This is a genomic window from Nocardia nova NBRC 15556 (assembly GCF_001613005.1).
Classification (GTDB): Bacteria; Actinomycetota; Actinomycetes; order Mycobacteriales; family Mycobacteriaceae; genus Nocardia; species Nocardia nova.
On record NZ_BDBN01000032.1, the window covers coordinates 18,244 to 41,808 of the forward strand.

Here is a 23,565-nt window from a genome sequence, read left to right on the forward strand (position 1 = left end):
ACTCTCGCTGAAAGACAAGCGCATTAGGCGATTCCACGTGATGTCTCACCGCGCATGCAGGTCCGTACGGAACCGACGAGTGGCGCCCGTAACATCGCCACTCAACCTTCCGATAGCGGAAAGCATTGGGTACGTCAGCAGAACCGGATCACCTGCTTCCATAACGTTGCAGATCATGGCTGGGCCTTTGCCGCCGGTTGTTGTCGGAGTCACCCAGTACAGTCACGACGCTGTTCAAACGAAGCTACGCCGCACTCGGGGAGGAACCGTGGCCAGTCCTGAAGCTTTGCCCGCTCGTGGAGCGGTATTTTGGCCGGTTGGCACCGGCGACAGCACGACACTGGTTGTCGACGAATCGACCGTGCTACAGATCGACCTGCACGACCTGGCAAAGGCTCAGGACGAAGAGAACCCCGAGGTCGCAGTGGTCGACAGGCTTGTCGACGCTCTCCCCACCCAAGACGGCAAGCCGTACCTGGCGACCTTCGCCCTCACACATGCCGACAAGGATCACTGTCTCGGCTTCGCCGACTTGTTGTCCAAAGTTCAGATCGGCGAGCTGTGGTCTACGCCGCGCTTGTGGCGAGAGTTCAACGACCCTGATGCACCCGAACCTTGTCCTGATGCGGTTGCTTTCCGCGAAGAGTCAGAACGCCGGATTGAGGCGACTATGGCCGCCATTGCTAAGGGCGGTCAACCTGCCAGTGGTGACCGAATTAAGGTGGTCGGCTACGACGATGAACACAGCAAGCAAGCGTACGATGAACTTCCCGACGAGTATAAATCTTGGCCCGGCAAATCGATAACTAAACTCGATGGGCGCGACTACAGCGACCGATTTGAAGCATTCATTCATGCGCCATTCCGAGAGGACTGTGCAGCCCCGCGCAATGAGACGTCCCTCGCCATGCAAGTGACACTAACTGACGACACGGGCACTACAGGAAAGTTGTTGCTGTTCGGAGACTTGGCACATGACACAATCATGAAGATATTCGAGTACAGCGAGCACCATGATCGCGCAAATTACTTAGAATGGGATTTGTTACTGGCTCCACACCACTGCTCAAAGAAGGTCATGTACAAACCCGACGATTCAGGTAATGACGAACTTCAACTGGACATCATGGACGCTTTCGAACGCCATAAGCTCGAAAGTGGTGTCGTAATATTCAGTAGCGGCATTGTCCCTGCTAGCGATACGCCAGGCGCGAATCCACCCCACCGAAAAGCAGCCGATCGCTACGCTGAGATATCGGATGAGACAATCTGCACTATGTCCTGGGGAGACGATAAAGCGCCGTCGCCCATCATTCTCGGCATCGATTCTATGGGCGCGCGTATTGTTCGTGAGATCGATATTTCGGCTGCAAGCCGTCTTGCAGCAGTAACCGCGGCCGCCACGAGCCTTGCGAGCGCGTTGCCATCACCTGCGCATGCAACTGAGGACACAACAGATCCTATCGAAGATGCGGTCATATCCGATCGTGGCGGCGAGCGTGCGCCTGACCAAGCCGTCGGATTCGGCCAGTGAACGACCTCGCCACTGACCAGCTGCAGGAGCTCGCGGCGGCCAGCAACGGTGCCATAGAAATTTTGCGCACAGTTAGTCGCGATCAAACAACAGCGTATACTGTCTCGCTCGATACAAGCGGGATCACCAGTGTCACAGGGGGCATTAAGGTTCGCGCTCGCGAGCGTTTCGAAATTACCGTCGGGGGCCAATTTCCCTTCAAGCATCCATCAGTCAGCGTGCACCACCGAAGATGGGCGGGAAGCCCGCATGTAAATTGGGGCAGCACGCTTTGTTTGTACCTCGCGCCTTCAGTCGAGTGGAACCCTGCCGAGGGCATGAGGGGTTTGATCTCCAGGCTAAACCTGTGGCTCAAACGCGCAGCTTCTGGCACTCTCGACCCCCATGGGCAGCCCCTGCATCCACCCGCAGCTTATGCCTCAGGTGACGCGGGCTGGCTGGTAGTTCACCCCGAGCTGACGCACGCTTTACCTCTGTCTCCCTTCGGATCAACACGAGATAGAAATCATAAGATTATATACGCATGGTGCCGCCGGAGGGGTAACCGAGTCGATATTGTCGAGTGGCTCGGAGCGACGGACGTCTACTCACGTGTCTCAGCATCGAGTTTTTCGCCTTTCGATGCTCACGAAGAGCTCATATTCGTGGCCCCGGTCTTGCTGCTGACTGATATTATCGGTTTTGAGTACCCGGACAATGTTTCCGCCCTAGCGACTTCACTTGATCGATTTGGTGTGACCCGAAAGTTTCTGCTCGATTCTTTGGCAAGAGCCAGCACGATCAATAACTATATCAAGTCATTGACAGATACGTCAGAGAAGTTTCCCACGATACTCGTTCTTGGGACACCAGGCCGTGGCGTGGCGGGTGAAAGTGCAGTTACGCACATAGTAGCGTGGAAGCTCGACGACTTAGGGCACCGGATCGTTAAGCTTATCGGCGATATGCCCGCCAACGCTCCTCTGGAACTTTCAGAAGAAGTGCAGGATCTCGGCCGGAGTTGGATGGGATATGCAAAAGCTGAGTGGATGGTCGTCTACGAGAACCGGCCAGAGACTACTAACCGACGCGACTCCGGGACCGCCGCTAACTGGCTATCGAACAAGCGAGTTCTGATCCTCGGATGCGGAGCGTTAGGTGCACCTATCGCCGAGCATTGCGTACGAGCCGGCGTGGCGCAACTGACGGTCGCCGACAGCGGTGCGGTCACACCCGGAATTCTCGTTCGACAGCCATACAGTGATGGCGATATCGGCTTCAGCAAGTCGTGGGCTCTCGCGAAACGACTCTCAGAGATCCGACCCGAGCTTACTGTCGATTTCGTCAACGGCGATGTTGTCGCCAAGTTTCTCGGCGCAACAGCCAACGTTTCACAATTCGACCTAGTGGTGGACGCGACCGCCAATGCGAGTGTCAGGGCCGCGCTCGAAGCTAGACGTATGCCCGACAGGGAGATCTGGCCTCCGGTCTTGACAGCACTGTTTGGCCACGACGCCACGCTCGGCATTGTGACCGTCTCACATGGTGGCTCAACAGGCTCTGGCTACGACCTCCTCCGAAGGGCAGCGATCGACGCCTATGGATTCGAGAGTGGCGCGTGGTCAGATATCGCGGGGGATATATTCCCCAGCACTCCAAGATCCGATTTGTTCTTTCCTGAGCCGGGCTGTTCAGCGCCCACTTTCGTTGGCTCATCCGTTCAGACAGGCGCCCTAGCCTCATCATTGTTCTGGTTCGGGATAAATGAGTTGACAAGTCCAGCCAAAGGGAAGCCGATGAGTGCAATCGCAACTCAAATCGGCACCACGTCTCCCGCCCCCGGCACCACCCGCCTAGATTGGCCGAACGACCATGTTGCGCGCGATGATACAGGACAGTACGAAATTCGGCTTACACAGCGAGCACTACATGAGATGCGCGCCGAAACTCGACGCGGGGCACGAGTCCGCAACGCTAGCATCGAAACTGGAGGAATGCTCCTCGGCTCATTCGACGAAGCGATTAATGTGGTCCATGTTGACGTGGCCACGGGACCTTCGCCGGACTCGAAACTTTCGGATATTTTCTTCAGCCACGGCACTGAAGGAACGCAAGAAATTATAGACCGCTATCGTTCACAAACAAATGGACGTATTGGGTTCGTAGGGATCTGGCATACCCATCCCTACGGAAGAGCACATCCAAGCCCCACTGACGTTGCTGGTATGAAGTGGCTGGTATCTCCTGCTGGCGCGGGTCGGAGGGCCCTCATGCTGATCTTGGGCGGCGACCACGCGAGTTGGACCGATTGGGTCGAATCCGGAAAACCACCGAGCATGTACGTTCGCGTAGTCACCCGCCCGGGGGGGAGCATACAGTCGCATGAAAACTCGATATCATTAGCACCCTCCACCGCAAAATACTATTCGGGCGGATATGCGTCTTCTTACGACGATAACACTCCCCGCAAATTTCGTTGGTGGTCCGTTTTTGCTAGGGCTGGTAAGAAATGACCGGTACGTCTCCAAAGATCGGGCTCGCACTTTCGGGTGGCGGCTTTCGGGCGATCGCTTTTGGGATCGGAGTTTTACGGGCCCTGCATGACCGTGACCTCCTACGCTACGTTCGCGTAGTGTCCGGAATAAGCGGAGGAGGAATTCTAGCAGCCATGTGGGCTTACGGGCCGGAGAATTACGCAGAATTCGACGACTCGGTCGTAAACCTCCTTCGGACAGGTCTACAGGCGGAGCTAGTTTGGCGCACGTTTGGCCCACATTCGGTCTCTCGGAATGGAGTGAGTCTGGCCAAGGCCCTTACCGGCAAATCTCAACGAGTACACAATAGAACGGACAGCCTTGTCGAAGCTCTATCACACAGAGAATTTGGTAAGAAGAATCTCTCCGAGGTCACCCACGACCGACTGTCAACAGTAATATCGGCAACCGATTTGGCCACGTCATCAGCAATTCGCTTCGGCAGCAACGTCAGCTCATGCGCTCCATACGGCCGGATTACTGACAAGATTGCGGTTGCCGAAGCTGCAGCCGCCTCTGCAGCCTTCCCAGCATTACTGCCTGCCATAACGCGAACGTACAACTTCAAATACCGGGACGGATCGCCCCACGAAAAGACAGTCACTATGACCGATGGGGGCGTATATGACAACCTTGGCCTTTCGCCTCTTCTACCTGGTCGTTCGCACCAACACACCAGCCACGTTTATGAACTTGACTACTTAATCGTCTCTGATGCCGGCAGGGGAACTAGTCACCGCGTAGCGGCATCTTTTATGCTCCGCCGACTCGCGCAGAGCTTCGACATAACCCATCGAAAAACCCAGGACGCGGCCCGCTCTCGGATTCATCTTACGGGCGAGGCGCGGCAAGTATCCGGCTTTGTCCACAGCTACTTGGGCATGAACGACTCAAATCTTCCGTTGCCAGTCTCCGACTTAATTCCGAGAAGCAGCGTCAACGATTACCCCACCAACTTCGCGAAAATGGCAAGCCAGGATCTTGCGAAGCTGTCCACGCGAGGGGAGCAACTAACCCGGTCGCTACTGTCCTTCTACTGCCCTAATCTGCCCAACTGACGCTCAAGAGTAGACGGATCAGTCGGTGATCAGTCGGCTCGAAGGTACGGATAGGTGGGCTGCGATACATTCCCGTAACCCGGATGAGCAGTCAAGCGACCAGCGTTCTACGCTTGCTGCTCCAGTATTCACAGAATCAGACAGGAACAAACAACATGGCCAGGAAAGTCACCGTCGAGTTGATCGATGACTACGACGGCAAGTCGAAAGCCGAGGAGACGGTGTTCTTCAGCCTCGACGGCGTAGAGTACGAGATCGACTTGTCGGCTAAGAACGCGAGCAAGTTGCGCGGCCACTTCGAACAGTGGACCGAATCTGCTCGCAAGGTGGGCCGGATCCCCCGCGGTAAACGGAAGACCGCCGCCCGCACCGTGGGCGATAAGGAACAGACCGGCGCGATTCGCGAATGGGCCCGGAACAACGGCTACAACGTGTCGAGCCGTGGACGGATCCAGGCGGACATCATCGAGGCGTACAACAGGGCGAGCTGAGACCACCGCCAGCCATTCGTCTTGGCGCCAACACTTTGGGCGAAGCCAAGCAGAAGTCGCCGCTGCAGGCTAGTCGGACAAGCGTTTTCGGCTCTTCCGGGCGAACCGCTCGGCGCATCACCAGACGCCAAGGGCAGGTCGTGTTGGCATGCTAAGTGCTGTGCTGGGCGGGGCGAGGGTTCAGAGCGTTGACGCCGGATGAGGGGCCCTTATGCTCCCGGAAGCCTATGCCCTTCCTGAGCATCTCATGCGGTCCAAGAGAAGATGTCGGAGGTCGAACGTATCCTGATCTACTGCTTTGAAATCGGAGGGGAGCTGCCCAGTGAGCGAGACCACGGAGACGACGGTGAGCTTGGCGACTCTACGCACGGGGCAGCGCCTCCGCGGGCTGGTGCCCGGGCAGACGGTCACGTTGATTGCCGTCGATCCCATCGATTCGGCACTGTACGAGATTTTCTACCGCGACGACGCCGGACGCAGCGGCGCCCGTACGTTGACTGAGGCCGACACTGTACGTTTAGAACTGGCGGGCGACTTCGACGCGGCACCAGCGTTCGATGGTGATCCCGACGAGTTCCGGCTCGCGGCCGAAGCGCTGCGGATCAAATACGCGGCTTTGTACGACCCGATGGTGGCGGTTAACAGCTCCGACGTCGACCCGCTGCCGCATCAGATCCGCGCGGTCTATGAAGAGTTGCTGCCGCGGATCCCCTTGCGGTTCCTGCTCGCCGATGACCCCGGCGCAGGCAAGACGATCATGGCTGGCCTATACATCAAGGAACTGATCCTTCGCTCGGACTGCGAGCGGGCCATCGTGGTTGCGCCCGGCGGGCTGGTCGAGCAGTGGCGTGAGGAGCTGTCGCAGAAGTTCGACCTACATTTCCAGGTCTTCGGTCGGCAGATGGTCGATGATGCGGAGGGCCGCAACGTCTTCACTCAGCATCCGTATCTGATCGTGCGGATGGATCAGCTCTCCCGCAGCGACGACCTGATGGAGCAGCTCTCCGACGTGACTTGGGATGTGGCCGTAGTTGATGAAGCGCACCGGATGTCGGCGAGGTACTCATCGTGGGCGGGCGAAGTCGACGAGACCAAGCGATTCCGCCTCGGTCGGCTGTTGTCGGAGACCGCGCACAACTTTCTGCTGATGACCGCGACCCCGCACGCAGGCAAGGAAGAGGACTTCCAGCTGTTTATGTCGCTACTGGACCGGGACCGGTTCGAGGGGCAGTTTCGGCAGGGTGTGCACCGCACCGACACGCGAGGGCTGATGCGCCGAATGGTGAAGGAGGACCTGCTCACATTTGAGGGCAAGCCGCTATTCCCTGAACGCCGTGCCTACACCGTGGAGTACGAGCTGAGCGCTGCGGAGCGGGAACTGTATGAACTGGTCACCGCCTATGTGCGCACCGAGATGGGACGCGCCGAGCGTATCGCTCAGGCAGGAGACAAGAAGCGGGGCAACAACGTTGGCTTCGCCCTGACGGTGCTGCAACGGCGCCTCGCATCCAGCCCAGAAGCCATTCTGCGGTCGCTGGACCGACGCCAGCAACGCTTGGAGGGGCGCCTGCGGGAGATGCGCCGCGCTCAAGACGCCGCCCGCTACACCACTGGCCCGACCTACCCCTCTCAGACTGACACAGAGCTCCCAGCGATGGCGATTGAGGACTTTGAGGACTTTGATGAGGAGGCCACTGAGGAAGAACGCGCTCAGTTTGAGGCGCAGGTCGACCAAGTTGTAGATCTCGCAACGGCGGCTCAAACAATCCCCGAGCTGCAGGCCGAGATTTCGATCCTCGAAGACCTCATCCGCGTCGCGCGCCGCGTCCGACTGCAAGACGACGACAAAAAGTGGGTACAGCTACGCACCATCCTCGACGAGCAGGTCCTCGCCCACGACGGCGCCGGCGCAGCCCGAAAGATCATTATCTTCACTGAGCACCGCGACACCCTGGATTACCTGAACCAGAAAATCAGCGCGCGACTCGGCCGCGCCGATTCGGTCATCACCATCCATGGAGGCATACGCCGCGAAGAGCGCAAGGCCGCACGCGAGAAGTTCACCTACAGCCCCGAGACCGTGGTACTCCTGGCCACTGACGCCGCCGGCGAAGGACTCAACCTGCAACGCGCCCACCTGATGGTCAATTACGACCTGCCATGGAACCCGAACCGCATCGAGCAGCGCTTCGGCCGGATCCACCGCATCGGTCAGCGTGAAGTCTGCCACTTGTGGAACATGGTCGCCAAAGACACACGCGAGGGCGACGTGTTTGTACGGCTGCTGTCCAAGATCGCCCAGATGTCCATGGCCTACAACGGCAACCTTTTCAACGTACTCGGCGATGCCGACGCGTTCCAAGAACGGTCACTACGCGATCTACTCATCGAGGCCATCCGGTACGGCGATCAGCCTGAGACGAAGGCAAGGCTCGACCGCATCATTGACGCAGGGGTCTCCCACGGCCTGGACGAGATGGTCGCTGAGCGTGCTCTTCACCCGGAGATGTTCAGTGCACTCGATCTCGACGAGGTGCGGGCACGTATGGAGAAGGCCCGTGAGCGCCGTCTCCAGCCCGGCTACATCGCCGCATTCTTTCTTCCCGCCTTTGAGCGCCTCGGTGGCCGCATCCGCAAACGCGAGAAGGGTCGCTACGAGGTCACCCGCGTCCCTACCCGGGTCATTGACACCGCCCGGCGCCTCAACCGATGGGCACAGGTCGCCGACCAATACGAGCGCGTCACCTTCGAACTGCACCTCACCCGACCCACAGGGCAAACCACTGCCGCGCTCATTGCCCCTGGGCACCCACTGTTACACGCCGTGATCGAGGCGACCATCGAAGACCTCGGCGCGGTTTTGAAACGCGGCACTACCCTTGTCGACCGGCGTGAGAAGCAAACTGACGCCCCCATGCTGATGTATGCGGTCGAGCAGCGCATTGAGAACGCCGCCCCAGGCGCCCATACAGTGTCTCACCACTTTGACTATCCGCTGCTGGAACAAACCGGCACCGTCACTGTCTCAGCTGCGCCCCCGTATCTGGATTACGACGCACCTGAGCCGCACGAAGCCGATGCAATTGCCGCGATTGCAGCCAGCGACTGGGCCCGTAAGAACTACGAGAAGGCTGTTCGCGCCTGGTCCTTCAGAGACGGCCTCCAGCCGCGTATGGACGAAATCAAGGTCCGTCTTGACATCGAGACCTCACGCACCCGAAAGCAGGTCAAGGACCGACTGCTCGCCGAGATCAACCACTGGGACCGCGAATACACTCGCCTTGAGGCTCTCGAACGCGCGGGAACTATCGGTCGACTCCGGGCAGAGACTGCCTACGCCCGAGCGCGTCAGCTTGACGAACGCCTCGACCACCGACTCCGCGAACTCGACGAAGCCACCCAACTTGTCGCTGTCCCCGCCATTATCCGCGGGACGGCACTTGTCATTCCGAGCAGTGTGATCGCGGACGAGGCCCACCACCAACCGCAGATCTTCGCGCGTGACACCGACGAAGTCGAACGCCGCGCCGTCGAAGCCGTGCTTGACGCCGAACGATCGCTCGGCCGGACACCCATCGAGATGCCCCGCAACAATCCGGGCTACGACATCCAGTCCATAGACAGTGACGGCCGCATCCACTACATCGAGGTTAAGGGCCGCGTCGTGGGCTCAGATACTTTCACCATCACCGCCAACGAGGTCACCTTTGCGCAGACCCAAGTTGACCGGCACCGCCTTGCACTCGTCCTCGTCTCACCTGAGGGCGCGGAGCACGACGAGCTCCGCTACATCACCAACGCCTTCACTCACCTGGAGCCCTCGGCCACAACCCGCTCCTATAACGAGAAGTGGCGCGACTATTGGTTCCGGGGAGGTCCACCCCAGTGAGCCAGCTGGTACCCAATCCCACGGCAATCGACGAAAGCGATACGGTGAACGACGCTCCGAAGAAGAAGCTGATAGAAGTTTCGCTTCCGCTCAAGGCGATCAATGAGGCCGCCCAGCACGAGAAATCTGTGCCGCGGCGAGGCCATCCATCGACAATGCACCTGTATTGGGCACCCCGGCCATTGGCCGCTGCTCGTGCAGTCTTGTTTGCTCAACTTGTCGATGACCCTTCGGCGCACCCAGATCTGTACCCCACGCAGGAAGAACAGGATAAGGAACGAGCGCGGCTCCATGCGTTGCTTGCCGAAATTGTAAAGTGGGAAAACTCAAACAACGAGCAGCTAATTGCGCGAGCAAAAGAGGAGATTCGCCGCTCGAATCCCGAGGGGACCATCCAATTCTTAGACCCGTTCGCAGGGGGTGGGGCGATTCCACTTGAGGCCCAACGGCTTGGGCTCAGTTCTTACGCGTCAGACTTGAACCCGGTGGCCGTCTTACGCACAAAGGGGCTCATAGAGATTCCACCACGCTTTGCCGGAAGGCCACCGATCAATCCCTGCGTGAGCAGTCGAACAACGCCTTGGCAACGGGCTGAAGGCTTGGCGGAAGACGTCCGTATGTACGGGCAGTGGATGCGCGATGAGGCAGAGCACAGGCTGGCTGGCGTTTATCCTAAGGCCGTAGCACCGGGAGGAACGGAACATAATGTCATAGCATGGATCTGGGCTCGAACCGTACGAAATCCCAACCCCGCGAACCCCGTCGATGTGCCGATAGCGGCGACTTGGTGGCTGAGCAAAAAAAAGGGCAAGGAAGCGTATATCGTTCCATCTGTCGTTGAAGGTCGTGTTGTGTACGACGTTCGTCGAGGTGTCGATGGCCCAAAGGGGGAGAACGACGGTACCCGCGTGGGTCGTGGAGCAGTGAGCATCGTAGACGGGACGCCGATATCAGCTGATTACATCAAGGCCGAGGGATCGGCGGGCCGGCTTGGAGCACATCTGATCGCGGTTGTGGCCGAAGGCAACCGAGGCCGTCTATACCTGCCTCCGAGCGAAGAGCACGTGCTAGCGGCCCAGGTTCCTCGACCGCTCGATGCCCCGGATCAGGAGTTGCCCTACGATCCGAGAAATATCTGGACGCCGCCCTACGGGCTTACTCGATTCTCAGACCTATTCACTAACCGGCAACTGACGGTGCTGATCACGCTCAGCGACTTGATCGCGGAAGTACGTGAACGAGTAATCAGCGATGCGAAGTCGGCACAAATGGTTGATGGCGCGCGGCTTGAAGAAGGCGGAAATGGTGCCATCGCCTACGGGGACGCAGTAGCAACGTACTTATCCTTCGCGATCAGTAAGCTGGCCGACTGGTCGTCGACTTCTTGCAGCTGGATAAACACGATCGAAGGCGTACGCGACACGTTCGCACGTCAATCGATTCCTATGGCATGGGACTATGCCGAAATCAACCCCTTTTCGGATTCGGTCGGCAACTTTCTCTCGCATGTGAACTGGGTTGCAGCTGGCATCGGCGCGATGCCAGCCCCCGCCGAGCTGCCAGGATGCGTACTTCAAGCGGATGCGGCACGACGAGGATACGACGGCGTCGTCGTCTCAACCGACCCGCCATACTATGACAACATCTCGTACTCTGACTTATCGGACTTCTTCTATGTCTGGCTTAGGCGCTCACTCGGCGACGTACACCGAAAAACTCTCGGTACGTTGTTGACACCGAAGGCGGAAGAACTTGTGGCAAGCCAGTATCGACATGCTGGCAAGAAGCTTGCAGCCAAGTTCTTCGTGGACGGATTCAATCGTGTCTTCTCGGAGATCAGGCATGGCGCGAACCGAAATGTACCGATAACTGTCTACTACGCGTATAAGCAGCAGGACACTCGCGACGTCGGTACCGCGTCCACGGGTTGGCACACGCTCTTGGACGGCCTGATCGGCTCGGGTTGGGAGGTCACGGCTACGTGGCCGATGCGCAGCGAGCGCAGCGGACGGATGCTCAGCGTTGGGACGAATGCGCTCGCCTCCTCAATCGTTCTAGCATGCCGCCCGCGCCCGGAGGATGCAGCCGCGACTACACGTCGTGCCTTTATCGCTTCACTCAAAGCGGAGCTTCCGGGTGCGCTGCGTGACCTCCTGTCAGGCGACGTGGCTCCGGTTGATCTAGCTCAAGCCGCGATCGGCCCCGGTATCGCAGTGTTCTCCCGTTACTCGCGAGTTCGTGAAGCCGACGGGTCCGACATGAGCATTAAAGACGCGCTTCTGCTCATCAATGCCACACTCGATGAGGTCCTTGGTGAGCAAGAGTCAGACTTCGACCCCGATACTCGCTTCGCGGTGAAGTGGTACCGCCAGTACGGCTGGGGGCAGGAGAGCGCGGGGATCGCAGACCAGCTGGCGCGCTCGTCCGATACCTCGATCGGTGCGTTGGAACGTGGTGGCATCTTCGAGGCCAAAGGCGGCAAGGCGCGATTGCTGCCGCCAGCTCAACTTGATGGCGCGTGGGACCCCGCTGCCGATGACCGCGTGAGCGTGTGGGAGGCGACGGTACGGCTCGCAGCTGTGATGGCGAAGGACGGCGCAGACAAGGTGGCCGAGCTGCTGCCAAGCGTCCAGACCCGCGCGAACCTGGATGCGGTGAAAGAGCTGGGCTTCCTACTTTTCCACGAGGCTGAGAAGAAGAAGGACGCCAAGGACGCGATTTTGTTTAACGGGTTGGTCAGCGCGTGGGGTGACGTCAACGAGCAAGCGCGCAAGATCGGCTCCGCACCACGGTCCGCACAGCAGGCATTCGACTTCGACGAAGACGAAGACGAATGACTGGTTTGCGATGGGACGTGGAGCACAAGCAGGTATCTGGGCCAAGAAGTCGCTCTTGCCTGCGCGGTCGCCTGGCAGACTCGTCCGAACCGCCGCGTCCACGCATCCTTGCTTGCCACTCGCAGGTTGTGGCTGCAACATTGAGCACAGTCTTTGGGAGATGACATGGCGATGAATAACCGAGACCGCGTGGGAAAGGCGTTTGACCTGCTCGCGGAGGGTCTGCAGGATGTGGTCGACGAGGTGATGACTCGGGCCCAGGGTTCTAGCGAGTGGCCCACGAAGTGGGCCGAGGAAGACGCCCGCCGGCGCGGCGGTCCACTGCGGACATTCGCCAAACATGACGTGCAGGTGCAGCTTCGCGCGATAACCGAGCAGGGCTATCACTTCAAGGACGTGCTATCCCGTGCTCAGCAGGGGTTCGCGTCCGAGCTGCGAGAGAGCCGGAACCTGTGGGCCCACAACGAGCCGTTCAGTTCCGACGACGCTGCGCGAACACTGGACACGATTGAGCGACTACTGCATGCGGTCGGGGCGGTCGACTCTGCGGAAGATGTCCGCAAACTGCGGATCGATCTACAGCGCACTGTGTTCGAAGATCAGACGCGCAAGCAGGTTAAGCGCACCAAGGTGTCCTTGGAACCCAGCTCGGGGCTGAAGCCCTGGCGAGAGGTGATCCGCCCGCATCAGGATGTGGCGCGCGGAGAGTTCACGGCATCGGAGTTCGCCGCTGACCTGTACCTGGTGCACACCGGGCAGGCGACCAGCCCGGAATACGGCGACCCGGTGGAGTTCTTCACCCGCACCTACCTCACCGAGGGGCTGCGAGATCTGCTCTCCCGCGCGTTGCGCCGCCTCAACGGGGACGGGAACGCGAGTCCAGTGGTGAACCTCCAGACCAACTTCGGTGGCGGCAAAACCCACTCGATGCTCGCGCTGTACCACCTATTCAGCGGCACGCCGGCACGGTCGTTGCCGCAAGAGCTGCAAGAGCTAGTAGCCTCGAATGGCAATCCCAATCTCGACACGCTCGGGGTCAAGCGTGTTGCTCTCGTCGGTACCTACTTGCAAGCAGGGTCGCCGCTGGTCAAGGACGATGGTACTGAGGTTCGCACCCTCTGGGGTGAGCTCGCGTGGCAACTCGGGGGTCGGGAGGCCTACGAGATTGTCGCTGATGCGGACCGTGCGGGCACCAATCCTGGTTCGGCCCTGCGCACCTTGATCGACAAGTACGCCCCCGCGTTGATCTTGATCGACGAATGGGTAGCCTACGCGCGCCAGCTCGTGACCGATAAGGAGCTACCGTCAGGCTCGTTTGAGACGCAATTCACCTTTGCCCAGTCTCTAACCGAGATCGTGCGGTCGGTACCCGGCGCGATGCTCGTCGTCTCGATCCCAGCATCCGACACCGGCAATGACGGGCACGGGGCGGATATCGAGATCGGCGGTGCCAATGGACAGCTTGCCCTCGAACGTCTCCAGAACGTGATCCGCCGGGTCGCAGACCAATGGCGGCCATCCAGCAAGGACGAGTCATTCGAGATCGTCCGTCGCCGCCTATTCCAGCCGCCGAACGCCGAAGGTCTCACCACAATATCGGCGGTCGCGCGAAGCTTCGTCACCCTGTACCGCAACAACACGGCCCTGTTCCCGCGCGATGCGGCGTCGCCTAGCGATGACTACGAGAAGCGCATCCGCGCCTCCTACCCGCTGCACCCAGAGCTGCTGGATCGGCTATATGAGGATTGGTCGACGTTGGAGCGGTTCCAGCGCACCCGTGGCGTGCTAAAGCTCATGTCTTCGATTGTGCATGAGCTGTGGGCGTCAAACGACGCTTCGCCACTCATCCTGCCTGGCAATGTGCCATTAGATGCCACAACGGTGAACACTGATCTGACTCAGTACTTGGAAGAACAGTGGAAGCCGATCATCGATTCTGACATTGACGGCCCGGGATCAACCGCTCAGCAGATCGACCTCGACCGGCCAAATTTGGGCCAGCGGTTCGTGACTCAGCGGATCGCGCGGACGATCTTCATGGGTGCTGCCCCACGAATCAAGAGCACTCGCAAGGGATTGGACAAGCAATACGTATGGCTCGGCATTGCGGTGCCGGGCGATACGCTAGGCAATTTCGGTAGCGCGATAGAGCTGCTCGCTCAGCGGTCGACCTACTTCTACGAGGAGCAGGGCCACTACTGGTTCGATACTCAGCCGTCAGTCACCAAGACTGCCAACGACTACGCCGAACGGCTCCGCGAGGACGTCGAGACGGTCTGGAACGAGATCGCGCGACGGCTTCAGAGCGAGGAGCGTTCCCGAGGAGTATTCGACCGCGTGCACGTTGCACCGGCGTCCAGCGCCGACATCCCCGACCTTGAAGAAACCCGCCTCGTCATCGCACATCCCAGGCACACCCGCCGCAAGCAGGACGGCGCGGACTCGGCCACCCATCAATGGGTGCGCGGAGCGCTTGAAACCAAGGGAGCCAGCCAGCGCACTCATCGCAATGCGCTGGTGTTCCTCGTCGCTGACAAGAGCGAGGTGGAAAACCTGGAAGCAGCAACCCGCAGCTACCTTGGCTGGAAGCGGGTGCAATCCACCAGTGACAGCCTCAATTTGTCTGCCCAGCAGCGCCGGCAGACCGATGACTGGGTGGGACGGCTCGACCAAACAGTCTCTGATCGCATCCGCGACACCTTCGTCTGGGCTCTCTACCCCGAGCAGTTCGACCCCACTAAGCCGTTCGAGCTCGTTGCTGACAAGGTGCCCGACTCCGGTGGCCGATCCCTCGCCGAACGGGTAGCCGTCAAGCTCGGTCGCGAAGACCAACTCATCACTGATTTCGGTGCGCCGATCCTAGGCGCCACTCTGCACCAGGAACTCGCTGCCTTGTGGGACGAGGCCGGAGAAATTACCGTCGGCGAACTGTGGGGCTATTTCACTCGCTACACCTACATGCCCCGACTCGTGCGCCGTGAAGTTCTCGACACCGCCATCCAGCAGGCGCTCACGACAGTCCTGGTTGATAGTGAATGCTTCGGGATCGCCGTCGGCAAGGACGCTGAGACCGGGCGCTACCGGGGGCTGGTCCTTCCTCCCGACCCGAAAGCGGCCATCCAGATCACTGACAGCACACTGCTCCTCGACGCGAAGCGAGCACAGGAGCAGCTCGACGCAGACCGTAAAGCTGCGCAAGTCGTGGTGCGTGAAACAACCGGAAGTGATGGTCAGGGCGACGTCACCGAGACAGGCACGGCTGAACTGGGCGGTGACGAGTTGGCACCTGCGGAGTCGGCACCTGAAGCAGTGCTAGATCGCTTCTTCGGCTCCGTAAAGATCGACCCCGACCGCTACTCACGCGATATCGGGAACGTGACGCGCGAGGTCATCGACCGACTCGCTGGAGCGGGGGCTCGGTTGGAGATCACCATCGACATCCAAGCCATCAAATCTGAAGGATTCGATGAGTCCGAGGTCCGCACGCTCAGTGAGAACGCCCGCGTTCTGAAGTTCGATCCTAGCTCGGGCTTCGAGAAGAGCTGAAGGTGACCCACACCAGCAAAACCATCCGACATCCCGCGTGACGTTTTACATGACGAAGTCGAGATGCAGGAAGGTCGCCACGGCCGAGTTGTCGCCGGTAGCGCTGACTCGGCCGTGGCTCCCGTCAGAGCGAGGCAGTTCCGCTGGTGGACTGGTCGGTGGAAAGAAACTGGGTCGCCATGGGCCTGCAGTACGTCCAACATGCCGCTCCACTGCGGCGGGGAGCTGTATCAACGTGTTCAGCGGATCTCGAACTCGTCAGAATAGAGCCGGAACGATGGCGGAGAAGTCCGCTCGGGTATCTCGATGTAGTGGTCAGCTTCACGAAGATTACGGGGACGGTAGTTGCCGGTGAAGGTGACGGTGACGGATCCCCCGATGCCGTTCCGCTTTCGATCGCGAGTCGCTTCTCGCCGGAGGTTGCGCACCTCATCGATGTCCCTGCCGTCGTTGCCGACAGCGATGGTGCCGTCGTGAAAGAACTGGACGACGGTGCCGTTGTCTCCGGCGATGGTCGCGGCGACATTGTGCCCTTCCTTCGCATCGAGGGTTACCTCGAATTTCGGGACTTCTTGTCCGTCAGTCGGCCCCGGGATTGTGAGCTCGCGGCCGATTCCGAGCAGGACCGTCTCGCCGAGAGCGTTATGGCGGTAGCGGTCCATGACTGTCCAAAGGTGCGTCGTTGACCAGACTTTGACACGGCCGTCGAAGAACAACGTCGCTCGATCTCCATTATTGGAGCCGAGAAGTATGCGTTCGCTATTGCCTGACACAGATTGCCTCCGAGTCCGTCGCCGCGGCCATCGCAGCCAGGCGGGCGCCTATCTGGTCGTAGTGTCGCCACCGTGAAATGAACCGTTACTCGACTACCAACTGCTCAGGGCCAAGTCGGTTCGGGAGCATGCTGTCGGTCGGCTCTCCTATGCTTGATTCGCCCCGGAGGGACACGGTTGATGCGAGGAGTTCGGACCAGATGAAAGCTGATGCGCTGTCACCGCGAGCACTGTTCGACGGAAGGGTGCATTACGAGATCCCGGTCTTCCAGCGACCGTATGTCTGGTCGGAGGAAGATCAGTGGGAGCCGTTGTGGCAAGACGTCGTTCGTGTCGCCGAGCAGGTAGTCGCGGCCGGAAGCGATGAGGACGCGCTCGCCGCGGTGAGCGCGCACTTCCTCGGTGCTATCGTCTTCAAGGCTCGGCCGGCCATCACCGGTGACGTCACACGGTACGGCGTGATCGACGGCCAACAGCGCACGACCACGCTGCTGTTGCTATTGGACGCGGCCAAAAAGGTGTTCATCGGCCGCGGCTACGAAGATCAGGCCGAGGCGCTTGATGAGTTGACGGTCAACCCCGCCAGGCGGTTTCAGGACAAGGCGGAGCACCTGAAACTGCGACCGTCTCGGGTTGACCACGCGGCGTTCACAGCGGCAATGACCGCCAAGGCGGCCGACAAGTTTCAGGAACATCGAATCGTGGAAGCGCACAACTTCTTTCGCCGGCAGATTGAAGACTGGATCGATGATGGTGGGTCTGCCGGTGCTAGCAATCCGAGCCTGCAACGAGCGAAGGCGCTCACGGATGTGCTGCAGTTCCGGCTGATGGTTGTGGCGATCAACTTGTCCGGGCATGACGACGACCAGCTGATCTTCGAGACGCTCAACGACCGCGGCACTCCGCTACTGAAGGCCGACCTGATTAAGAACTGGGTGTTCCAACGCGGAGAGAAGCTTCATGCCGACATCGACAGTTGGCCTGATCGCTTCTGGCTGGAGTTCGATGACGACTGGTGGCGTGAAGAGATCGCGCAGGGCCGGCACAACCGTTCGCGCATCGACATCTTCTTGCAGTACTGGCTAACCATGCGGACCCGCCGCGAGGTCCTGATCAACGACACCTTCCGCATCTTCACCGAGTACGCCGATCCACATACCAAGACGGTGGCCGAGGCCGAGCGGTTCTTGACCGCACTCGCCAGTGACGCCAGTACGTTTCGTTCATTCGCCACCCGCCCGACGACCGATCCAGTCGGCCGGTTCTACGACCGGGTGATCCAGGAGTTCGAACTGGCAGCGACGACACCGCTGCTGATGTGGCTCGTCTCCGACAACCATGACATTCCCGAAGACCAAGTCGCGCTCGCACTTTCATGCCTCGAAAGCTGGGTCGTTCGACGTACGCTGCTTCGCCTCCCCAGCAGTGATATCAACAGGCTGATGGTGTCCGCCCTCGCGAAGCTCGACGGCGAGGCGCCGAAATCCGTCGGTGCCTCCCTGCAGCGCTTCTTGTCGGAGCAGCAAGCCGAGTCACGGCGGTGGCCGACCGATGAGGAAATCAAGACCGATCTGCCAGGACTACGTCTTTATGGCCGGGTCAAGCAGAACCGACTTCGGGTAGTGCTGCTGGCCGTCGAAGCGTTACTCCGCACTGAGCGGAACGAGACCGTCACAGTCCACGGCGATCTGCAGGTCGAGCACGTCATGCCAAGGAAGTGGAAACAGCATTGGGACGAGCAGCCGCCACTGAACGAGGCGGCAGCCCGTGACCGCGACCGCCTGGTGGATAGTCTGGGTAACCTGACACTCACCACTCAAAGTCTCAACGGTGGCTTGTCGAACCGGCCGTGGACCGACGATGAGGCGAAACTGACTGCGCCGACTGGCAAACACGCCCAACGAGGAAAATACTCGCTGCTGAACCAATACAGCCTGCTCGCCCTCACGAAAGAACTCCTCAACGGGCATGAGAAGGCTTGGACTGAGGACGACATCGAAGCTCGGTCCGAAGTGCTGGCCGACAAGATCTGCCAAGCGTGGCCAGGGCCGGTTCAGCATGTTAGCGCTGGGAACCAAGCAGGCACCTAAATGGCGGAAAGCTCGTTGTAGAAACGAGCCGGATGTTGTCTCCGGGGCAAAACCGCGGTCATGACAACGTGGCAGTGTCGTTCGATAGTTTTCATCGTCGCCCACTTCCCTCGTCGACGAAAGTCTTAGTTAACTCGGAAGTGCGGCCAGTGCTTCCGCTGGGGTCCTGATTGAGCGTCCATACGAACCCGACGCCGCTTCTGGGAAAGGCCCACCCGTCGAATCCGACCCTGACCGTCTTACCTGGCACCGAGGCGGGGCTGCGTTCGATCCGGGCGGTGCGGCTGCTGGCGATGAAGTCCAAGACCCGGACGCGTTCGATGTCACATTCGCTGTAGTCGAGCTCGACCGTGATACCGCGAGTGGGCTGCTCAATGTCGATGTAGAGCAGATTGCCTCGCTGCTCGGTGACGGTCCGGTAGGTGTAGGCAACAGTCACCAGCTCCTCGGCCTGCCTCGCATCGAGGCCGAGGTCCACGCTGTACACCTGCCCTCCTTTACGCGCGGCGCGGCGGATCGGTCGGTCGTTACCGTCGACACTGAACTGAACCAGCTCGAACGCCGCGGGCTTGGTGGGATCGACCCCAGGCTTCGGAACAAGCACCCATGCCGAGGTGCCGTCGTGACCGTTCGTCAGGTCGAGGTATTCACGGCGGTTGGCGACGACAGCGAAGTGCCGGCTGTGATGTTTCGGCACCACCGTGTACTCCCAGCGCACGCTGACGCCGAACAGATTTGAGTCGGCCGACTCAGCATGAGCATCAGGGTTCGCCCCATCTACATCAGAAAGCGGTGTCAGTCGAATCTCGACGGTGGCGTCGTGCCAGCGTTCGGGGGCACGCACTGCTTGGTCCCGAACATCTTGGTAGACCTCGTCGGCGAAGGTGGCGTCACCGAGCCTGAGCGCCAAACTATTTCGGATGATGTCGTCGAGCGTCTCCGGGCTGGCGACGCGGGCCAGATCCTGGTTGCCGAAGGCGAATCCGTCGATGACTGCGTCGCGCATGGCTGGAGCAGAGTCCGCGAGAACCCGCTTCAGCCGAGCGGTGTCCCGCTGATCGCGGTCCTTCCCCGTGAAGTAGTCGATGCCGAGGCCGAGCACGCCGGCCACGAGCAGGGTGCCGCCGACCTCGCTCCAAGGAAAGAAATTGAGCCACAACAGATTTGGTATCGACGGCAGTTGCTTGCCGAAGATCATGAGCGCCACACCGCCACCCGCCACAACGATCGCGACGATGATGGTCTGCAGTTTGTTGATGCGCTCAAGATGATCCTGCATAGCTTACCTACATTGTAGCAATACAGGATTGTCATGCCAACGCTAAAAGCGAAGGGCCGCAACGGAACATGGACCGTTGCGGCCCTCGCATTTGGCCATTGCCAGCCGTTTAGTCGCCGTCGCCGCCCATGGTTCACCTCCCGCCACCCCGGAACGCCTGGACCGAAATGGCCAAGCTGCGCAATATCCTAAATTGGGATATTCGCTTTCGCAAGGTGCGGTTGGCCTTGTGGAAAAGTCGATATATTCGGCCGAGTACCAGCGGTTATGCGGCTTCCTGCGGCAGTTGCGGCGGGAAGCTGGGCTGACACAGGTGCAGGTCGCGGAGCGGCTCGACATGCCTCAATCCTTCGTCAGCAAGTACGAATCTGGCGAGCGGCGCTTGGACGCTATCGAGTTGCTCCATGTGGTGCGTGCGCTCGACTCGACGCTCCTGCGGGTCGCTACGTTCATCGAGGACGAGGCGTAGCAGGGCCCTCTGGATGTATGGAGGGCCGTTCGGTCCGTGCCAGTGGCTGGTAGAGCTGGTTGTCGCGCAGCATTGCCCAGAGTACGTCAGAGCGTCGGCGGGCAAGCGCCAGGATGGCTTGGATGTGAGTCTTTCCTTCGGACCGTTTCCGGTCGTAATACTTTCGGGCTCTGTCGTCGTCACGGATCGCCCGATAGGCGGACAGGTAGCACACGCGCAGAAGCCGTCGATCGAATCGCTTTGGGCGTCTGTGGTTCTGGGTGATTCTCCCGGAGTCGCGTGCAACGGGTGCCAGACCACAGACACTGGCGAACCGGTTGGCGGTCACGTACATCTGCATGTTGCCGCCTGTCGCAGCCAGCAGCTCGGCGCCCAGTGTTTGCCCGAGGCCCGGCATGCTCAGCAGGATTTCCGCGTGCCGATGTTTGAGGAACGCTGCCCTGATGGACTTTTCGATTGTGGCGACGGCGGCGAACAGGTTGAGAGTGGTCTGAGCGAGTTCGACCGCGATCGCCGCGGCGAGTTGCTCGCCGGGGAGGCGGATCGATTGATCGGCGGCTGCTTCTGTTGCGCGCGCGGCGAGCTGGGCACTGCGGCGGGCGCCGGCACGTCGAAGATCCCTTTCGATTTCGGCGGGTCCGGCTGCCCGGATGGCCTCCGGGGTCGGGTACATGGTGAGGAGCAGCAAGGCGCCTTGGGAGTGGGCGTAGTCGAAGGCGGCGCCCAGGGCTGGGGAGTACTCCAGCAATGTCCCCTGAAGCCGATTCAGCGCTTTCGTCTTGTCGGCGACCAACTGTCGGCGCCGCGCCGACAACAGTCGTACCTGAACAGCGATCTCGTCGGCTGACTGTAACGGCCGCAGGTCGGTACGCGTCCGAGTGTGGTTGGCGATGATGTACGCGTCCCGCGCATCTGTCTTGTTTTCCCCAGGCAACGCCGCAGCGGCGTGATGAAAGCTGCCCGACGGAAGGTAGATCACCCGCTGACCGCAGTCCAGGAGCACCGCGATGAGAAGAGCAGCGCCGCCGCGGCTTTGATCGGTCGCCCAGGTCAGTCCCGCACCGCCGTCGAGGCCGATCACTGTCTTGATCAGTTCACGCAGCTCCTGCTCGGTGTTGGCAACCCGCTTCGATAGCAGTTCCTTGCCCTCGCCGTCGACCACCACGCAGTGATGATGGAACTTCCCAGCATCGACACCGGCCCACAAACCGCGCGACATCAACGCTCCTTCCCCAGCCCTCAGCAGACGTTGAGAGGCGGCCCGCCGACACAACCTGCAAAGCGATCGGACGCATTCAGCAAAGAGCAGTCGAGCCACCAGCGGAGCGTCCCATAACGGACAAAATTCATCGAGCGTTCGTACGCAATCACGCTTCAGCCCTCGGGACAATCCGTATGGCTATTCGAAGCCGCCACCGGCCTGGACTGGTGCCGGACCGAAGTCGCGAGTGCCGCGCATCCTCATTGCAAGTGATGTACGAAATGACCGGCGCGGCTATCGATCTGGTTGCTAGCAAAGTGCTGCGTCAGGGTGAGCCGGGCGTATCTGCCGCCCGACAAGGCGAAGGCACAAAGCTCGGCGGGGAGCGTGCACCAAGCCAAACAAATACTCGCCGAAGCGGTTTCGCAGATCATGACCGACACCCCGACTGCCAGCGCCATCAAGAGCAAGATGCTGGCGCTTGACCCGACCTTCGATGGAAACCGCCACGGCTACAACAACTTCCGAGACTTCCCGGCCAAGGTGGGCGACGCGAAAATTGTCGGCCGATCGGGCGGAGACATCACAGTGTCGGTACCGTCCGACTAAAGCTCGCGAAGAGGAGCAGGCCACTTACGCTCGGGCAGTCCATCTCCCAAGGAACTCCCGGGCCTCGGGCACCTTCGCGTAGGGCCGCAGTGCTTGGGCGGCCTCATCCAGACGCTTCTGTAGCCGGGCAGAGCCCAGATCCGCGATCGTCGGTAACGTGCCGGTGAGCACCGAACATGCCTGCGAGACGTCGCCGTCCTGAATTAGGCTGTGTGCCAAATGCAGCTGCCATGACGCGCGCTCCCGCGGCCACGCGGCCGACCGCTCGATCGCATCTCGCAGATGTGTCGTGGCGGCCGCATGGTCGCCGAGACGCATATATGCCTTGCCCGACACCCCGCTCATCTCGGCTTCGGGCAGGTATACCCAATCAGGGTCGTAGCCTCGGGTCGATTCGTAGGCTCGAAAGGCCCTCCCGATCGCCTTCGTTATTTCGGCCCTGTCACCGCGGGCACCATGAGCTTCGGCCTCACGTAGCGCCATCAGTGCCCGTAGCTTGGGGCCACCTGCCTTAAGCGCAGCCCGCGAAGCAGCCTGTGCATACTGGGTCGCTCGTTGATCGGGAGCTGTGTTTGAGCCGAACCGATTGACCATGAGGTGGCTCGCGTTGCCCAGGGCATGTGCAGCAGCGACGCCATCGTCGGCCGCTGTGGCGGTTTGAGCAGCTTCTGCGTAGTACCGGCCGGCACTGTCCGGATCTCCGGAGTCGTAGTGCACCCAGCCTGCCGCCACCATCATTTCAGCGGTCACGCTTGCCAGATCGCTCCCGACGGCGTCGCTGTAGCTGCCCACATTCAGCAGATGCTGTGCGTAGCGGACTTGCCCGGCCGCCACCGCACGCAGACGATCGCCACCGATAACGAGATCGAGGTCATGGATCTGGTTCACGCTGTCGGAAAGCGCGGACACATCGGCCGCTCCCACCTTAAGCGTCGATCTAGAAGCCGAGTCCGCGGCGGCCCGCGACGTTCCTGCGCCTACCACCGCCATGCTGCCAGCGCCGAGGGCGCCTACTCTGAAGAACTCGCGTCGCTTCACGGCCGCCTCCTCTTCGTCCTCCACCACCAGTATGTCAAGTGGCACGCCCAGCGCACGAGCTACGCGGCGCAACGTTCGGACATCGTGAATGGCAGGTCCGTCGTGTTCGAGCTGGGAAATCCCCGGCTGCGTGACGTGAATCAGGGCGGCGAGTTCCGACTGGGTCATCCCGATGGACTTGCGAATGCGCCGGATCACTTCACCAGTTGTCATGTGCACGGCCGATCCCCGTCCTCAA

Annotated in this window: 14 protein-coding genes; 10 read left to right on the forward strand and 4 right to left on the reverse strand. The window is 60.4% G+C overall.

The window, feature by feature from the left end:
• Positions 1-268: 268 nt before the first annotated feature.
• From mblB to NN2_RS13920, 7 genes are all read left to right on the forward strand, one after another.
• The gene (mblB, locus tag NN2_RS37155; protein WP_155525624.1) at positions 269-1,534 is read left to right on the forward strand and encodes an anti-phage 6A-MBL system MBL-fold protein; all 1,266 of its coding nucleotides are present in this window, start codon (positions 269-271) and stop codon (positions 1,532-1,534) included.
• The gene (gene cap2-3, locus NN2_RS36275; protein ID WP_082856983.1) at positions 1,531-4,026 is read left to right on the forward strand and encodes an anti-phage 6A-MBL system cap2_3 protein; all 2,496 of its coding nucleotides are present in this window, start codon (positions 1,531-1,533) and stop codon (positions 4,024-4,026) included. Before mblB ends, cap2-3 begins: the two co-directional genes overlap by 4 nt.
• Complete coding sequence (locus NN2_RS36280; protein WP_082856984.1) at positions 4,023-5,105, forward strand: patatin-like phospholipase family protein; 1,083 nt, start codon at positions 4,023-4,025, stop codon at positions 5,103-5,105. The genes cap2-3 and NN2_RS36280 overlap by 4 nt, the downstream gene beginning before the upstream one ends.
• Positions 5,106-5,260: 155 nt before the next feature.
• Positions 5,261-5,596: a histone-like nucleoid-structuring protein Lsr2 gene (locus NN2_RS13905; RefSeq protein WP_063013724.1), complete on the forward strand. Its 336-nt coding sequence runs from the start codon at positions 5,261-5,263 to the stop codon at positions 5,594-5,596.
• A gap of 322 nt (positions 5,597-5,918) precedes the next feature.
• Positions 5,919-9,485 (forward strand): helicase-related protein, encoded by a 3,567-nt coding sequence (locus NN2_RS13910; protein WP_063013726.1) that lies wholly within the window; start codon positions 5,919-5,921, stop codon positions 9,483-9,485.
• Complete coding sequence (locus NN2_RS13915) at positions 9,482-12,322, forward strand: DUF1156 domain-containing protein (RefSeq protein ID WP_321190236.1); 2,841 nt, start codon at positions 9,482-9,484, stop codon at positions 12,320-12,322. Before NN2_RS13910 ends, NN2_RS13915 begins: the two co-directional genes overlap by 4 nt.
• A gap of 165 nt (positions 12,323-12,487) precedes the next feature.
• Positions 12,488-15,868: a DUF499 family protein gene (locus NN2_RS13920; protein ID WP_063013730.1), complete on the forward strand. Its 3,381-nt coding sequence runs from the start codon at positions 12,488-12,490 to the stop codon at positions 15,866-15,868.
• Between the two features lie 239 nt (positions 15,869-16,107).
• Here NN2_RS13920 and NN2_RS13925 read toward each other — a convergent pair whose 3' ends face one another.
• A complete protein-coding gene (locus NN2_RS13925; protein ID WP_155525625.1) occupies positions 16,108-16,641 on the reverse strand; it encodes a hypothetical protein in 534 nt (177 codons plus the stop codon).
• Between the two features lie 200 nt (positions 16,642-16,841).
• Here NN2_RS13925 and NN2_RS13930 point away from each other — a divergent pair, with 200 nt between their 5' ends.
• Positions 16,842-18,731 carry a DUF262 domain-containing protein gene (locus tag NN2_RS13930; protein ID WP_063013734.1) on the forward strand — a complete coding sequence of 630 codons (1,890 nt, stop codon included), beginning with the start codon at positions 16,842-16,844 and terminating at the stop codon, positions 18,729-18,731.
• A 91-nt stretch (positions 18,732-18,822) separates the two neighbouring features.
• Here NN2_RS13930 and NN2_RS13935 read toward each other — a convergent pair whose 3' ends face one another.
• On the reverse strand, positions 18,823-20,010 hold the full coding sequence (locus NN2_RS13935; RefSeq protein ID WP_063013736.1) for a hypothetical protein: 1,188 nt from the start codon (positions 20,008-20,010) through the stop codon (positions 18,823-18,825).
• 91 nt (positions 20,011-20,101) lie between these two features.
• Between NN2_RS13935 and NN2_RS38555 the strand changes: the two genes are divergently transcribed.
• Positions 20,102-20,479, forward strand: a complete 378-nt coding sequence (locus NN2_RS38555; protein ID WP_227462792.1) for a helix-turn-helix domain-containing protein — start codon at positions 20,102-20,104, stop codon at positions 20,477-20,479.
• Here NN2_RS38555 and NN2_RS13945 read toward each other — a convergent pair.
• A complete protein-coding gene (locus NN2_RS13945; protein WP_063013740.1) occupies positions 20,460-21,698 on the reverse strand; it encodes an IS110 family RNA-guided transposase in 1,239 nt (412 codons plus the stop codon). The genes NN2_RS38555 and NN2_RS13945 overlap by 20 nt on opposite strands.
• 312 nt (positions 21,699-22,010) lie before the next feature.
• Between NN2_RS13945 and NN2_RS13950 the strand changes: the two genes are divergently transcribed.
• Positions 22,011-22,289 (forward strand): LOTUS domain-containing protein, encoded by a 279-nt coding sequence (locus NN2_RS13950; RefSeq protein WP_063013742.1) that lies wholly within the window; start codon positions 22,011-22,013, stop codon positions 22,287-22,289.
• 24 nt (positions 22,290-22,313) lie between these two features.
• On the opposite strand, the gene NN2_RS13955 is transcribed toward NN2_RS13950, so the two are convergent.
• Complete coding sequence (locus NN2_RS13955; RefSeq protein ID WP_155525626.1) at positions 22,314-23,540, reverse strand: helix-turn-helix domain-containing protein; 1,227 nt, start codon at positions 23,538-23,540, stop codon at positions 22,314-22,316.
• Positions 23,541-23,565 lie beyond the last annotated feature (25 nt).

Bases quoted from the DNA above. Each gene is read 5' to 3' on its own strand.
- NN2_RS36280 (WP_082856984.1), top strand. From the start codon at position 4,023: ATGACCGGTACGTCTCCAAAGATCGGGCTCGCACTTTCGGGTGGCGGC.
- NN2_RS13905 (WP_063013724.1), top strand. From the start codon at position 5,261: ATGGCCAGGAAAGTCACCGTCGAGTTGATCGATGACTACGACGGCAAG.
- NN2_RS13920 (WP_063013730.1), top strand. From the start codon at position 12,488: ATGGCGATGAATAACCGAGACCGCGTGGGAAAGGCGTTTGACCTGCTC.
- NN2_RS13930 (WP_063013734.1), top strand. From the start codon at position 16,842: ATGAAAGCTGATGCGCTGTCACCGCGAGCACTGTTCGACGGAAGGGTG.
- NN2_RS13935 (WP_063013736.1), bottom strand. From the start codon at position 20,010: ATGCAGGATCATCTTGAGCGCATCAACAAACTGCAGACCATCATCGTC.
- NN2_RS13945 (WP_063013740.1), bottom strand. From the start codon at position 21,698: ATGTCGCGCGGTTTGTGGGCCGGTGTCGATGCTGGGAAGTTCCATCAT.
- NN2_RS13955 (WP_155525626.1), bottom strand. From the start codon at position 23,540: ATGACAACTGGTGAAGTGATCCGGCGCATTCGCAAGTCCATCGGGATG.